At 65.1% G+C, this 13,424-nt stretch carries 11 protein-coding genes; 4 read left to right on the plus strand and 7 right to left on the minus strand.

All coding sequences use genetic code 11. From position 1 onward, the window contains the following. Positions 1-90: 90 nt before the first annotated feature. A complete protein-coding gene (locus JNB89_RS09825) occupies positions 91-801 on the plus strand; it encodes an ABC transporter ATP-binding protein (protein ID WP_220362061.1) in 711 nt (236 codons plus the stop codon). After that, positions 798-1,604, plus strand: a complete 807-nt coding sequence (locus JNB89_RS09830; protein ID WP_220362062.1) for an ABC transporter permease — start codon at positions 798-800, stop codon at positions 1,602-1,604. The genes JNB89_RS09825 and JNB89_RS09830 overlap by 4 nt, the downstream gene beginning before the upstream one ends. Before the next feature lie 141 nt (positions 1,605-1,745). Here the strand turns inward: JNB89_RS09830 and JNB89_RS09835 are convergent, their stop codons facing one another. Next, positions 1,746-2,309: a DUF6013 family protein gene (locus JNB89_RS09835; protein ID WP_220362063.1), complete on the minus strand. Its 564-nt coding sequence runs from the start codon at positions 2,307-2,309 to the stop codon at positions 1,746-1,748. Between the two features lie 200 nt (positions 2,310-2,509). Then, positions 2,510-3,526: a zinc-binding alcohol dehydrogenase family protein gene (locus tag JNB89_RS09840; protein ID WP_135893594.1), complete on the minus strand. Its 1,017-nt coding sequence runs from the start codon at positions 3,524-3,526 to the stop codon at positions 2,510-2,512. A 194-nt stretch (positions 3,527-3,720) separates the two neighbouring features. On the opposite strand from JNB89_RS09840, the gene JNB89_RS09845 reads away from it, so the two are divergent. After that, positions 3,721-4,683, plus strand: coding sequence for a LysR family transcriptional regulator (locus JNB89_RS09845; protein WP_220362064.1), 963 nt, complete (start codon positions 3,721-3,723; stop codon positions 4,681-4,683). Between the two features lie 174 nt (positions 4,684-4,857). Here the strand turns inward: JNB89_RS09845 and JNB89_RS09850 are convergent, their stop codons facing one another. From JNB89_RS09850 to JNB89_RS09865, 4 genes are all read right to left on the minus strand, one after another. Further along, the gene (locus tag JNB89_RS09850; RefSeq protein WP_041728021.1) at positions 4,858-5,160 is read right to left on the minus strand and encodes a hypothetical protein; all 303 of its coding nucleotides are present in this window, start codon (positions 5,158-5,160) and stop codon (positions 4,858-4,860) included. Positions 5,161-5,345: 185 nt separating this feature from the next. Then, positions 5,346-8,270, minus strand: a complete 2,925-nt coding sequence (ligD, locus tag JNB89_RS09855; protein ID WP_220362065.1) for a DNA ligase D — start codon at positions 8,268-8,270, stop codon at positions 5,346-5,348. Between the two features lie 206 nt (positions 8,271-8,476). After that, positions 8,477-9,502, minus strand: a complete 1,026-nt coding sequence (locus JNB89_RS09860; RefSeq protein ID WP_013339148.1) for a Ku protein — start codon at positions 9,500-9,502, stop codon at positions 8,477-8,479. Between the two features lie 398 nt (positions 9,503-9,900). Then, the gene (locus JNB89_RS09865; protein ID WP_220362066.1) at positions 9,901-11,133 is read right to left on the minus strand and encodes a cytochrome P450; all 1,233 of its coding nucleotides are present in this window, start codon (positions 11,131-11,133) and stop codon (positions 9,901-9,903) included. Between the two features lie 201 nt (positions 11,134-11,334). Between JNB89_RS09865 and serB the strand changes: the two genes are divergently transcribed. Continuing rightward, entirely contained in the window at positions 11,335-12,180 is an 846-nt protein-coding gene (serB, locus tag JNB89_RS09870) for a phosphoserine phosphatase SerB (RefSeq protein WP_220362067.1), read from the plus strand. Positions 12,181-12,235: 55 nt separating this feature from the next. Here the strand turns inward: serB and JNB89_RS09875 are convergent, their stop codons facing one another. Then, positions 12,236-13,420: a cystathionine beta-lyase gene (locus JNB89_RS09875; protein WP_220362068.1), complete on the minus strand. Its 1,185-nt coding sequence runs from the start codon at positions 13,418-13,420 to the stop codon at positions 12,236-12,238. Between the last annotated feature and the right edge of the window lie 4 nt (positions 13,421-13,424).

Consider the following 13,424-nt stretch of genomic DNA (forward strand, 5'->3'; position numbering starts at 1 on the left):
AGATCTTGTGCCCGCTGGCCGGATGCGCGGCTACGCTGTTGCCCCTATCATGCTGCATCGCTCATCCCCTTGCGCGCCTCCTTCGTTTTCATGACTCAGCCTCCCCTTGTTCTTGCCGACGGCATCGTCCGGCGCGACGCCTTACGCGGCCAGACGCTGTTGCAGTCCACCCGCTTCGCGCTCAATGCGGGCGAGCGCGTGGCCATCACCGGACCGTCGGGTTCCGGCAAAAGCGTGTTCCTGCGCGCGCTGGCGCTGCTCGATCCGCTCGATGCCGGCGCCATCCTGTGGCGTGGAGCGCCCGTGAGCCGGGCTGCGATTCCGGCGTACAGGCGCAATGTCGCGTATATCCGGCAGCGTCCCGCGCTGCTCGACGGCACCGTTGAAGACAACCTGCGTTATCCGTTCGAGTTGCGTGCCTATCGCGACGTGCGCTTCGATCGCGCCCACGCCGCGAGCCTTATCGCCCAGGCGGGCCGCGGCGGCGACTTCCTCGACAAGCAGGCAAGCGAACTCTCTGGTGGCGAAGCGCAGATCACCGCGCTCATTCGCGTATTGCAACTCGCGCCGCCGGTGCTGCTGCTCGACGAGCCCACCGCTTCGCTCGATCCCGAATCGTCGCACGCCATCGAGGCTCTCGTGCGCGCCTGGTTCGACGCCGCACGCGGCGCTCGCGCATCGATCTGGGTGTCGCACGATCCTGCGCAAGCCGCACGCATGAGCGAGCGGCATCTGAGCATGCGCGCGGGCACGCTCGATGAACCCGCCCTCGTCTCCACCCGCAGAGAGTCCGGCCGATGACATTGCAAAACCTGAGTCTGTGGGATGTCGCGATTGCGGCGCTGCTGATCGTCGTGAACGGCGCGGTGTCGGTCGCATTGAAGCTCGATCTGGAACGCAAGCTCGCATGGGCCGCGGTGCGTACCGTCGTGCAGTTGCTCGCCATCGGCTATGTGCTCGGCTGGGTGTTTCGCTACGACCACTGGTTCGTCGTGCTGCCGTTGATGATCGTGATGACGCTGATCGCCGGCTTCGCGGGCGCGCAACGCGGCAGCCGCACCTACCGGGGACAACGTGCGGACAGCGTACTGTCCATCTGGGTCAGTTCGTGGCTCGTGGCCGCGGTCGGCCTCTTTGTCGTGATCCGTATACATCCGTGGTACGAGCCGCAGTATGCGATTCCGATACTCGGCATGATTCTGGGCAACACGCTGACGGGCGTATCGCTCGGCATCGAGCGCATGACCGAGGAACTGACTGCGCGGCGCGACCGCGTGGATATGGCGCTCGCGCTCGGCGCGACCCGCTGGGAAGCCGCGCAGGCACCGGCGCGTCAGGCCGTGCGCGCGGGCATGATGCCGACGCTGAACCAGATGGCGGTGGTCGGCGTGGTGAGCCTGCCGGGCATGATGACCGGCCAGGTGCTGGCCGGTCAGTCGCCGCTGCAGGCGGTGCGCTACCAGATCGTGATCATGTTCCTGATTGCGGCTGCGTCGGCGCTCGGAACGGTGGGCGCGGTGCTGCTCACTTATCGGCGGCTCTTTTCGGCGGAGCACCGGTTTCTGTCCGCGCGGCTTGTCGAACGCTCCGCCGCGCGGCGCTGAGCCGCGCGGGGAAGCAAGCCGGGGAAGTGGACGATTGGGCCGGTTGTGCGGTTCTGCGGTTCTGCGGTTCTGCGCTGCCACGCTGCCACGCTTCCGCGCTTGCGCCATTCCGCAGCAGCTCAGCAGCCCATCAGTTCCGCCTCACCTTTTCGCGCTGATCGCCACAGTCGTACCGTCGCTGAGCGTCAACGTTTTCGTGCTGCCGTTCACCGGCATCGTGAAGCGCAGCACCTGGCTCAGGCTGACATCGTTCGGACACTTGAGCGATTTTCCATTGACCGTGACGTTCTTCGTGCCGTCCGGCTTGTGCGCCTGGAAGCTCAGTTGCACGGTCGCCGTACCGTCCTCGCCGACCACCGGCGCAAGACGTATCTGCGTCTGCCGGATCATCGCGCCGTTGGCGTCGAGCGGCAGCGACGCATAGTTCGGGCATGCATCGGTTACGGGAACGGCGCCGCCAGGCGGCACGGTCTTCCAGGTGAAGTCGTCGGACTGGCCCGAGCGGATCGTGCGGGTTTCCTGCGAATTGCCGAACTGTTTCGACGTGACGCGAACGGTGTAGCGAATCGGACCGTCAAGCGCCGATTGCGACGTCACGGTAATGGGCGTGGCCGCCTGCGCGGCCGGCGCGAGCATGCCGCAAGACAGCGCGCAAGCGAGAGAAGCGACAACCGGAACGGCGGAGAGTTTGAAGCTGGAGCTCATACTGTCACCTCGTTGTTGTGCCGCTGCATGCCCGCACGAGCCGCCCCGCGCACAGGTTCACGCGTCGAGCCTGCGGCAGCCGGCAGCGGACGCGAGACACGCAACCGCTTTGGCATGATGCGCCACCAGTCTACCGCCAAGCGATGCCGCGCGCGCCTGCGCGGCATCGGGTGTTACCCCGCTTGCGCTGCCGGCTTTTATCAGAAGCCGGTCAACACGAGCTTGCCGATCGCGCGCCCTTCCTCCAGCAGGCGATGCGCGCGGCGCAAGTTCGCGGCATTGATCGCGCCGAGATTCTGCCCGACCGTCGTGCGCAAGATGCCGCCGTCCACGAGCCGCGCCACCTCGGTCAGCAGCTTGTGCTGCTCGATCATGTCGGGCGTGCCGAACATAGAACGCGTGAACATGAACTCCCAGTGGAACGCGGCGCTCTTTGCCTTCAGCAGTTCGACGGGCACCGGCTTGCTGTTCTCGACGATCGTGCAGATGCCGCCCTGCGGCTTCACCACTTCGGCCGCGGCCGGGAAGTTGTTGTCCGTGTCGTTGAAAATCAGCACGTAGTCGACCTGACCAATGCCGAGTTTCTTCAGTTGCGCCGGCATGTCGCCGAAATGATCGACGATATGATCCGCGCCCAGCTCGGTCGCCCATTTCGCCGACTCCGGGCGCGACGCGGTGGCTATCACCTTGAGCTTTGCGAGCTGTTTGGCCAGTTGAATGCCGATGGAGCCGACGCCGCCCGCCCCGCCCACGATCAGCACCGTGCGGCCTTCATGCGCGCCTTGCGGCGAGACGCCGAGGCGGTCGAACAACGCTTCCCACGCGGTGATCGCGGTCAACGGCAAGGCCGCCGCGTGCGTGAAATCGAGCGAGGCCGGCTTGCGTCCGACAATGCGCTCGTCGACCAGGTGGAATTCGCTATTCGCGCCCGGCCGCGTGATGCTGCCCGCATAGAAGACGGGGTCGCCGACCTTGAAGAGCGTGACCTCCGGGCCCACCGCGACCACCGTGCCGGCGGCGTCCCAACCCAGCACGCGCGGCTCGCTTTCGACGGTGTCTTTGGGCGCGCGCACCTTGGTGTCGACCGGATTCACGGAGATGGCTTCCACCTTCACCAGCAGATCGCGGCCGGTGGCTTCGGGTTGCGGAATGTCCACGTCGATCAGCGCTTCTTCGTTGTCGATAGGCAAATAGCGATAGAGGCCGACTGCTTTCATTTTTCAGGCTCCTTGGTCTGTTCAGGTTCGGGTATCGGTTCGATCCGGCGACCGGCGGCATGGGCCCGGGCTTTCGCCCAGGCCCTGCGTGCCGTATCTGGCAGCTTTGCCGGTCGGTTGAAGTGATGGTAAGCCGTCTCTTATTACGATAAAACCGGCATAATCTCTGAAACATATTTTTGATTTCCAGAAGAATGGACCCTGGCTCCTCAACACCGCGCGATGCGCGTTCGGCCGCCGGCGAGCGCGAGCGCCTCGACCTGCTCGACGTCGCCCTGTTCGTGCGGGCCGCGCTGCTTGCGAACGTGTCGGCGGCGGGACGGGAGTTCGGCTTGTCGGCGGCGGTCGCGAGTTCGCGCATCGCGCAACTGGAGAAGCTGCTTGGCGCGCGCCTGCTTCATCGCACCACGCGCCGCATCAGTCTCACGCAGGACGGCGAAGTGTTCATGACGCGCGCCGAAGCGCTGCTCGATGCAGCCGCCGCAGCGCGTGCCTCGGTGGGCCGGGGGCAAGCGGAGCCGCAGGGTCGCTTGAGGGTGTCGATGCCGTCGTCGTTCGGGCGGCAGCACGTGTCGCCTGTCATCAGCGAATTCTTGCGCCGCTATCCCGGCGTGAGCGTCGATTTGCGGCTGACCGATCAGGTTATTGATCTCGTCGACGCCGGTATCGACGTCGCAATCCGCATCGGCGTATTGAAGGATTCGTCGCTAGTCGCGCGACGGCTTGCGTTGAACCGGCGCGTGCTGTGCGCGGCCCCTTCGTATCTGGCGGAGCGCGGCACGCCGCATCATCCGTCGGACCTCGCGCAGCACGAATGCATGATTCTGTCGGACCAGCGCGACTGGGCGTTCGAGACGCCCGCCGGCACGCTGGATGTGCGCGTGAGCGGGCGCCTCGTCACCGACAACGGCGAAGTGATCCGCGATGCGCTGCTCGCGGGCTTTGGCATAGCGCTCAAATCGACATGGGACGTGGCGCCGTTTCTGCGCAGCGGCGAACTGGTCAGCGTGCTCGACAGCTATCCGCTTGCGGAGAAAGTGGCGATCTGGGCGGTGTATCCCAGCCGCGCGTTCGTGCCGCCGAAGACGCTCGCCTTCATTGACTTTCTCGCCGGGCATTTCGGCGACCCGCCTTATTGGGACGCCGACCCGGCTTGAGTGTCGCGCAACGGTCGGTGTGCATCGCGATGCCGCTCGCCTGGGTCGGGGATTTGGCGACGCCGTGCGGCGGCCAGCGGGTTCGGGACTTTGCTGCCGCCATGCGGCGCCGTTGAGTACCGGGCTACGGGCGCCGCCGTTCGCAAGAGCCAAGAGCCGAATAGGCGGCGCGAATCAGCCCTCCTCACTCTTCGAACCGGACGCTTTCCCGTCCGAATTGATGTCGGCGTGCGCATCGTTCTGCGTTTTTTCCTGGTATTCCCCACCGCCGCGGCGGTCCGTGTCCTTGAGTCCGCGTTCGACGTCGCTGTGCGCCTGTTTGCCGATGCGCCGTGGATCTTCGTCGTCCTGCGACACCGGGTTCTGGTCGTTCTCGTGCGGCAGCGGCGCGGCTGTTTCCTGCAACGAGTGCGGGTCTTTCGGTGCATGCGGATCAGCGCTCTTGTCGCCGTCCGACGATTGCGGTGTGCTCTTCATAGTCATAGCGTGCTCCTGGTTTGCCTGAAGTTGTCCGGCAGATGTGTGCCGCCACGGGGGTCGATGGGCCGTCGCGCTCATCTGTGTCCTCTGCGGCCTCTGTGCCGTCTGCGACCTATGTGCGTGCACGTACCCTGCGTATCGCTCAGTACATTTTCGTGCCTCAGTGGGCGCTTGATGCGCCGCTATTCGCCGCTCAGGCGCTTTCTCATGGCCGCCGTAATGCGCTGACGCGTCTTCGGATACTCGGCCCACGGGTCGCTCTTCAATTGGGCGAGGCGCTCGTGCAGGTTCCTGATGTTCCACTGATCGCCGCCCGTGGTCTGCGCGACTTCGTCCCACGCGAGCGGCACCGAAACGCCGAGCCCCGGCCGCGCCCGCACCGAAAACGCCGCGACCGTGCTCGAGCCGCGGTTATTGCGCAGATAGTCGACGAAGATCTTCTGCTTGCGATTCTGCGCGCCCATCTTCGCGCTGAAGTATTTAGGCAACGTGCTTGCCATGTGCTGCGCGACGGCCTGCGAGAACCCCTTCACTTCGTCCCAGCCCGCGTGTTTCGCGAGCGGCACGACGACGTGCAGGCCCTTGCCGCCGCTCGTCTTGCAGAACGACGTGAGCCCGAGTTCCTCGAGCAGCGTGCGTGTCAGCAGCGCGGCCTCGATCATTCGCTCCCAGCCAAGCGACGGGTCCGGGTCCAGATCGAATACGACGCGATCGGGCTTTTCGATATTCGACGCCACGCCGTTCCACGTGTGAAATTCGATGGTGCCCATCTGCGCCGCACCGACCAGCGCCTTGACGCTATCCACCGTGATGAGCGGAGGATGCCCCGGATCGAGCCCGGGATGCTGCGTGATGTTGGGGATCGAAAGTTTCTGTGTGTGCTTCTGGAAAAACAGTTCGCCGCCGATATCCTCGGGCGCACGCACGAGCGACACTGGCCGGTCGGCGAGATGAGGCAACATCCATTGCGCAACTGATTCGTAGTACTGCACGAGGTCGATCTTGCGCGCGCCGGTGCTCTTGTCGATCACGCGGTCCGGATGCGATATGCGAACCCCGGCGACTTCCGCAGGCGACGCCGATTTTCTGGACCGCGACGCGGGGGACTGCGCGTGGGTGTCGTTCTCAGTGTCGTTCTCAGTGTCGCTCGCGGCGGTCTGCTTCGCCGCTGCGCCGGATTTCGCCGCTGCTTTCGCCGCGGGTTTAGCCGCGGATTTAGCCGCGGGTTTAACTGGCTTCCTAACGTTTTTTTCAGCGGTTCCTTCCGCGAGTTCGTCAGCTGTCGCGGCTGCCGTTTTGCCTGTCCCCTTGCTGCGCGCCGCAGGTTTCTTCGGCGCGGTGTCGGCTTCGATATCGGTTTGCTGTTGCACGTCGTCCCCTTTTCGTGGTGCTTCCTTGACGATCTGGCGCGCCGGCTTGTCCTTGCGCAGACTCACGAACGACGCCTGGCGCACGATGCCGTCGCTCGTCCATTCGGCAAAATTACATTCGGCGACCAGCACCGGCTCCACCCAATGCACCGGCGTGCGGCTGCGCTCACGCGGCGGGCTCGCGAACGGCATGCGCTTCGTCTCATGCGCGTCGAGTTCCTTCTTCACCGAGCGCAGCAACGCAGCGTCGAATCCTGTGCCGACGCGCCCTGCATACTGCAGCTTGCCTTTGCTGTCATGCACGCCCAATAGCAGCGCGCCGAACGCCGCGCGGCTGCCCGACGGTTCCGAATAGCCGCCAATCACGAACTCCTGACGGCGGCGGCACTTCAGCTTGATCCACGTCGCCGAGCGGCCGGACACATAGCCGCTGTCGCGCCGCTTGCCGATGATGCCTTCGAGCGCCATGTCGCACGCGCTTTTCAGCAGGTCGTCGGCGCTGAATTCGAAATCGTTCGAAAATCTCAGCACGCTGTCGTCGACCGGCTCGAGAAGCGCGCGCAGAATCGCGCGGCGCTGTTGCAGCGGCACGCCGCGCAAGTCGTAGCCGTTCAGAAACGGCACGTCGAACAGATACACGACAATGTCCTGCGGCCGGTTGGAGTCGAACGCGTTCTGCAGCGCCTGGAAGCTCGGCACGCCGTTCTCGTCGAGCACCACGGCTTCGCCGTCGAGCCACGCGCTCTCCAGTCCCAGTTGCCCGAACGCTTTCACCTGCCGGCTGAACCTGGCGGTCCAGTCGTTGCCCGCACGCGTGAACACCTGCACGCCGTGGCCTTTCGCACTCGCGTCGATGCGGGCCAGCACGCGATAGCCGTCGAACTTGATCTCGTACGCCCAGTCGTCGCCGGGCGGCGTGGCGTCGACGAGCGTCGCCAGTTGCGGCTTGAGCGCGGCAGGCAGGCGCGCTTTCACCGCCCCCTCTATAGCCGGCGATGCGGCGAGTTCGCGCAGCGACTCGTTGCTGCGCGTTGCCACGATGTCGGGGCGCTTCGGGTCGCCACGCACCGAAGCCATCTGGCTTTTTCCGGTTGCGGCGCGGCTGCCGCCCTTGGCCTTCCCCTTCGCCTTGGCAGGCGCGGACTCGCCGCCCAGCACGCTGCCGGGCCGTTCAGCGAGAATGTCGTATTCGCTTTCGTCGCGCGCCTCGTCGTCGCGTTCCTTGATCAGGAGCCACTGCTCCTTGTCCGCGTTGCCGCGCATGTGGCTGCGCACGAGTGTCCAGCCGCCGTGCAGCTTCTCGCCATGCAAATGAAACTTGAGCTTGCCGGCGCGATAGGCGCGCGCCGCCTCGGCTGGTCCGCCGAGCGGCTCCCAGGTGCCGCGGTCCCATACGATTACTGTGCCCGCGCCGTAATTGCCAGGCGGAATCTCGCCTTCGAAGCTGCCGTATTCGACCGGATGGTCTTCCACATGCACCGCAAGGCGCTTGACCGACGGATCGAGACACGGGCCCTTCGGCACCGCCCACGAGAGCAGCGCGCCGTTCAGTTCGAGCCGGAAGTCGTAATGCAGACGCCGCGCGTGGTGCTCCTGGATCACGTACGAGAGTCCCTCAGCCGCCTCGGGGTGCGCCGCGCCACGGCCGCCGCGTTTCTTCGCCGGGCGGGTGCCCGCGGGCTCCGGCGTTTCGTCGAAACGGCGCTTGCGGTTGTACAGGTCGAGTCGGTCGTTCATGGCGCGGGTTCCATCGGGTTCAGATGAGCGATGGTTTGCGGCGCGTTATCGGCGCGCCTCGCTCCTGTGGTTCCAGCGGTCGGACGCGTGCACGCTTGCGTCCGCGCAGCGCGCCGTGCCGTGCCGGGTGCACTGTTCGATGCGCGATGCACGATGCCGCGCGCCGTCGCAGACGCTGCCGTTTCCATTGCCCATGCGTCGCTTCGTCAGGCCGCCGCGCGGCGCTTGCGTGCCGCCGTCGTCGACTTGGTCGCGGCCCGGCCACCGCTGCTACTGCCGCTGCTGCTACGCGACGTGCGGGCGGAGCCCGTCGAACGCGCGGTTCGCGGTTTTTTGCGCGCGGGCGTCGAACCGCCGTCGTCTTCGGCATCGGCATTCCCGTCGTCGGCTTCGTCGTCTGCGGCACGCTTGCGCGAGCCCGACGCAGGCTTGTTCTTGCCCCGCCCCAAGCTGCGTTTGAGCAGGTCGGACAGATCGAGAATGTCGGCGGATTGACGCGCTTCGCGCGGCGCCTCGATGTCGGTGATTTCCTCAGTCTTGCCTTCGCGGACCTTGCGATCGACGAGCGCCATGATGTCGTCGCGGAACGTGTCGTGATACTTCGACGGATCCCACGTATCGCTCATGTCGTCGATCAGCTTTTGCGCCATGTCCAGCTCGCGCGCGCTGACGCCCGCGGCCTTGGCGCCTTCGGCAGGCAGCTTGAATTCGTCGAAATCGCGCACTTCCTCGGCCCAGCGCAGCGTGTTCAGCGCAAGCACCGGCCCGACCGGAATCAGCGCGGCCAGATGCTGCTTGTTGTGCAGGACGACGCTTGCCACGCCGACCTTGCCCGACGATTTCATCGCCTCGCGCAGCAGCGCATAGACCTTTTCGCCCTTGCGATCCGGCGTGAGGAAGTACGGCGTGTCCAGATACAGGAACGAGATGTCGGGCGCGTCGACGAAAGCCAGAATGTCCACGGTCTGCGTGGATTCGGGATTGGCCGCGCGAATCTCCTCGTCGGTCAGGACCACGTACTTGTCCTTCTCGTATTCGAAGCCGCGCACGATGTTATCGCGCGTCACATCCTTGCCGGTGCGTTTGTTGATCTGCTTGTAGCCGACCGGGTCGATCGTGCGTTTGTCGAGCAGATTGAAGCCGACCTTCTCCGACCGGGTGGCCGGATACAGCTGCACCGGTACGTGGACAAGGCCGAAGCTGATCGCGCCTTTCCAGATCATATGTGCCATCGTGCGCTCCCCTGGGCCTAAGACCCATGACGAAGCAGCAAGCGTGCCACGGCTTGGCGGCAACGCGCGGCGCGAGCCGCTTGCGTGCCGCGCGCGTCGCGCTGTAAGTCTTGCATGAGGGCGGCAAAAACTACGGAGTCCGGCGCATTGCAGGTGTTGCTTTGATCGTTACTTCGATTGCCGCTACGAGTGCCGCTTCAATTGCCACTTCGCTTGCCGCTCCGATTGCCGCGACGATGGCCGCTCCGATTGCCGCTTCCATGGCCGCTACGCCACTTCGAGCGCCGAGTCGAGCGCGCATCGATGCCGCATCAACGCCGCATCGCCGACGCGTGACGCGGACATCAATGTTGGATCATCGGCACCTCGAGCGCCCCCCATGCCGCCACATCGGCACTTCACGCGCAAAGCAGCGGAACCTCGGCAAAGCCGCGAAACCGCACGCGTCCGCCGCGTACCGGGTCCCCGTCGAGCCGATACGCGGGAAAGCGCTGCACGAAACGGCCGATCGCAATCCGCGCTTCGAGCCGCGCGAGCGAAAGACCGGCGCATTGATGAATGCCGAAGCCGAAAGCGAGATGCCGGTTCGGCTCACGGCGAATGTGGAAGCGATCGGGCTCCGGGAACTGCTCGGGATCGCGATTGGCCGCGCCGATGCACAGCGTAATCGGCGTGCCGCGCGCAACCGGCAAGCCGCCGATTTCGGTGTCGACAGTCGTCATGCGGTTGCCGAGTTGATTCGAACTCTCGAAACGCAGGCATTCCTCCACGGCCGATTCGATCAACCCAGGCTCCGCGAGCAAGGCCGCGCGCTGATCCGGCCATTCAGTCAGCGTGACGAGGCCGTTGCCGATCAGGTTGGTGGTGGTTTCGTGGCCTGCGTTGAGTATGAAGATGCAGTTCTGCAGCAGTTCTTCTTCCGACAATTGCTCGCCGCCTGCCTCGCCCTGAATCAGGCGCGTCAGCACGTCGTGCTGCGGATCGCCCGGCTTGCGCCGGCGCCGCGCAACGAGATCGCGCAAATAGTCGACGAACTCGCTGACAGCGCGGTTGCCACGTTCGAATTGCGCGGGGGTGAGCGACGGTTCGAGCGCGCCGAGAATCGCGAGCGACCAGTCGCGCAACGGTGCGCGCTCAGCATGCGGCACGTCGAGCAGATTGCCGATGATCTCCACCGGAATGGCCGACGCGAAGTCGCCGATCAGGTCGATGCGTTTGCGCTCGGCCGCGGCGTCCAGCAAGCCGTCGACGAGCCGCACGAGACCCGGCTCCATGGCCGCGATCGCGCGTGCCGTGAGCGCTCCGGCAATCAGCTTGCGCACACGCGTATGGCGTGGCGGATCGTTGAATACGAGGCTCGTGGTGTGATGCGTGTAGAGCGGCGAGTCGCCATACTTGGGGCGGAACTCGACGGTCTTGTCGGAGCTGAAGGTTTTCGGGTCGCGGTAGACGGCCTGCACGTCGCGAAAGCGCGTGAGGAAGAGCGAACCGTCCGGCATGCGCTTGACCGGCTCGTGAGTACGCAGCGCGTGGTAGACCGGGTATGGGTTCGCGTAGAACCCGGGGCTCAGATCGCGCAGATCGAAGTCTCGCGCGAGAACGGCTGGATCGTCGGCGGTCGCGGTAGGCATGCGTTGTCTCCAATGTTCGTTTTGTCAGTATGAATGGCGCGTGCGCGGATTGCACCGGCGCGAGCCGTTACAATAGCGGGATTTTCCGCGCGCGCCGTGGATCCGCGCCGTCGAGCGCCGTCGCGCGTGAGTCCTTGCGTGAGTCCTTTCATTGGTCCTCGCGTCGGTTTCTGCGTCAATTCCTGCGTCAATGCGTCGTTCATGAACCTCGTCATCCAAAGCCCCACGCCTCTTTCCGCCACTCACCACAAAACGCTCGTCGCGCTCGCGCGCGGCTCGCAGGCCACGGCCGTCGACGCAACCGCGATCCGCATCGCCGACGCCGACCCCGCGCAGCGCCCCGACCTCGACGTGTACTGCGGCACCCATGGCCTGGACTACGCGTTTGTCGAAGCCGGCCGCAAGCTGAGCGACTTCGGGCTCGTGGCAATGGACATGGACTCCACGCTGATTACCATCGAGTGTATCGACGAAATCGCCGACTTTTGCGGTCTGAAAGCGGAAGTCGCCGCGATCACCGAAGCTGCGATGCGCGGCGAGATCAAAGACTTCAACGAAAGCCTGACGCGCCGCGTCGCGTTGCTGAAAGGGCTCGACGCGAGCGCACTCGAACGCGTGTACGAAGAGCGGCTGCAACTCTCGCCGGGCGCCGAGCGCATGCTCGCGGGCGCGAGACAAGCGGGACTGAAGACGCTGCTGGTGTCGGGCGGCTTTAACTTCTTCACCGAGAAACTGAAGCGGCGGCTCGGCCTCGACTTCACGCGTGCGAATACGCTAGAAATTGTCGACGGCAAGCTGACCGGCAAGGTGCTCGGCGAGATAGTCAATGCGGATGTGAAAGCCCGCACGCTGCGCGAGACCTGTGCGCAACTGGGTATCGAACCGTCGCGTGCAATTGCCATGGGCGACGGCTCCAACGATCTGAAGATGATGGCGCAGGCGGGACTGTCGGTCGCGTTCCGTGCGAAGCCGGTCGTGCGCGAAGCGGCCAGCGTCGCGTTCAATTACGTGGGGCTCGACGGACTGCTGCGCCTCTTCGAGGCGTAATACGCAACGCAGTTGAACGCGCCAGCGCACGACTGCGTCGCCGATCCACCGCTCTTTAAGCAAGCAGCGCGAGGCACTGTTCGATGTCCGCGCGCAAATCCGCTTCTTCTTCCAGACCAACGTAGAACCGCACGAGCGTGCCGCGATGCGGCCATTTCGCTGCGCTACGCATCGACGCGATGTCGTACGGCATGACGAGGCTATGCGCGCCGCCCCAGCTCCAGCCGATTGCGAAGAGCTCGAGCGATTCGCAGAACCGGTCGATTTGCGCCGCGCTGTAGCGCGCGTCGAACACCACGGAGAACAGCCCGCCCGCACCCGTGAAGTCGCGCTTGAAAAACTCGTGGCCCGGACAGTCGGCAATGGCGGGATGCAGCACCGCCGCGATTTCCGGCCGCGTCTTCAGCCATTGCGCAAGCGCGAGCGCCGAGCGGTCGTGCTGCTGGAAGCGCACCTGCATGGTCGGCAGGCTGCGCAGAATCAGCGAACAGTCATCCGACGAAACGCCGAGACCCATGCGCATGCGCGCCGCCTTCAGCTTCAGATGCAGTTCGCGGTCCACGGTAATCGTGGCGCCCATCAGCACGTCGCCGCCACCGGACTGATACTTCGTCAGCGCCTGCACCGAAATGTCCACGCCGTGATCGAACGGCCGGAAAGCGAGGCCCGCCGACCAGGTGTTGTCGATTGCCGTCACCACGTTGCGCGCGCGCGCGGCGGCGGCGATCGCGGGCACATCGGACACTTCCATCGTGACCGAGCCTGGCGCTTCCAGCCAGATGAGCCGCGTGTTCGGCTGGATCAGCTCGGCAATGCCCGCGCCGATCATCGGATCGTAGTAACGCGCCGTCACGCCGAAATCGCGTGCGAGCCAGTCGCCGTGATCGCGGTTCGGCGAATAGACGTTGTCCGGTATCAGCACGTCGTCGCCGGCTTTGACGAGCCCAAAGTACACGTTGGAAATCGCCGACAGACCCGACGGCTGCAAGAGCGCGTGATTGCCGCCTTCGAGCGCGGCAAGGCGCTGCGCGAGTGCCAGCGAAGTCGGCGTGGCGTGCAGGCCGTAACGCCACTGGGCGTCGTTTTTCCAGTCCAGTGCGCGCATGGTCGCGAGGTCCGGAAAGACCACCGTCGAGGCACGCGTGACCGGCATCGAGAAAGACTCGAAGCCAGGCGTGAGTTGGTCCTGCGGGTGCACGATGCGCGTTTGCAAAGCCCGTTTGAGTTTGGATTGGGTCATGTCG

The organism is Paraburkholderia phenoliruptrix, from assembly GCF_019511605.1.
GTDB lineage: Bacteria > Pseudomonadota > Gammaproteobacteria > Burkholderiales > Burkholderiaceae > Paraburkholderia > Paraburkholderia phenoliruptrix_A.

Excerpts from the sequence above, each read along its gene's own strand:
- JNB89_RS09825 (WP_220362061.1), top strand. The coding sequence starts at position 91 with ATGACTCAGCCTCCCCTTGTTCTTGCCGACGGCATCGTCCGGCGCGAC.
- JNB89_RS09830 (WP_220362062.1), top strand. The coding sequence starts at position 798 with ATGACATTGCAAAACCTGAGTCTGTGGGATGTCGCGATTGCGGCGCTG.
- JNB89_RS09835 (WP_220362063.1), bottom strand. The coding sequence starts at position 2,309 with ATGAGCTCCAGCTTCAAACTCTCCGCCGTTCCGGTTGTCGCTTCTCTC.
- JNB89_RS09840 (WP_135893594.1), bottom strand. The coding sequence starts at position 3,526 with ATGAAAGCAGTCGGCCTCTATCGCTATTTGCCTATCGACAACGAAGAA.
- JNB89_RS09845 (WP_220362064.1), top strand. The coding sequence starts at position 3,721 with ATGGACCCTGGCTCCTCAACACCGCGCGATGCGCGTTCGGCCGCCGGC.
- JNB89_RS09850 (WP_041728021.1), bottom strand. The coding sequence starts at position 5,160 with ATGAAGAGCACACCGCAATCGTCGGACGGCGACAAGAGCGCTGATCCG.
- ligD (WP_220362065.1), bottom strand. The coding sequence starts at position 8,270 with ATGAACGACCGACTCGACCTGTACAACCGCAAGCGCCGTTTCGACGAA.
- JNB89_RS09860 (WP_013339148.1), bottom strand. The coding sequence starts at position 9,502 with ATGGCACATATGATCTGGAAAGGCGCGATCAGCTTCGGCCTTGTCCAC.
- JNB89_RS09865 (WP_220362066.1), bottom strand. The coding sequence starts at position 11,133 with ATGCCTACCGCGACCGCCGACGATCCAGCCGTTCTCGCGCGAGACTTC.
- serB (WP_220362067.1), top strand. The coding sequence starts at position 11,335 with ATGAACCTCGTCATCCAAAGCCCCACGCCTCTTTCCGCCACTCACCAC.
- JNB89_RS09875 (WP_220362068.1), bottom strand. The coding sequence starts at position 13,420 with ATGACCCAATCCAAACTCAAACGGGCTTTGCAAACGCGCATCGTGCAC.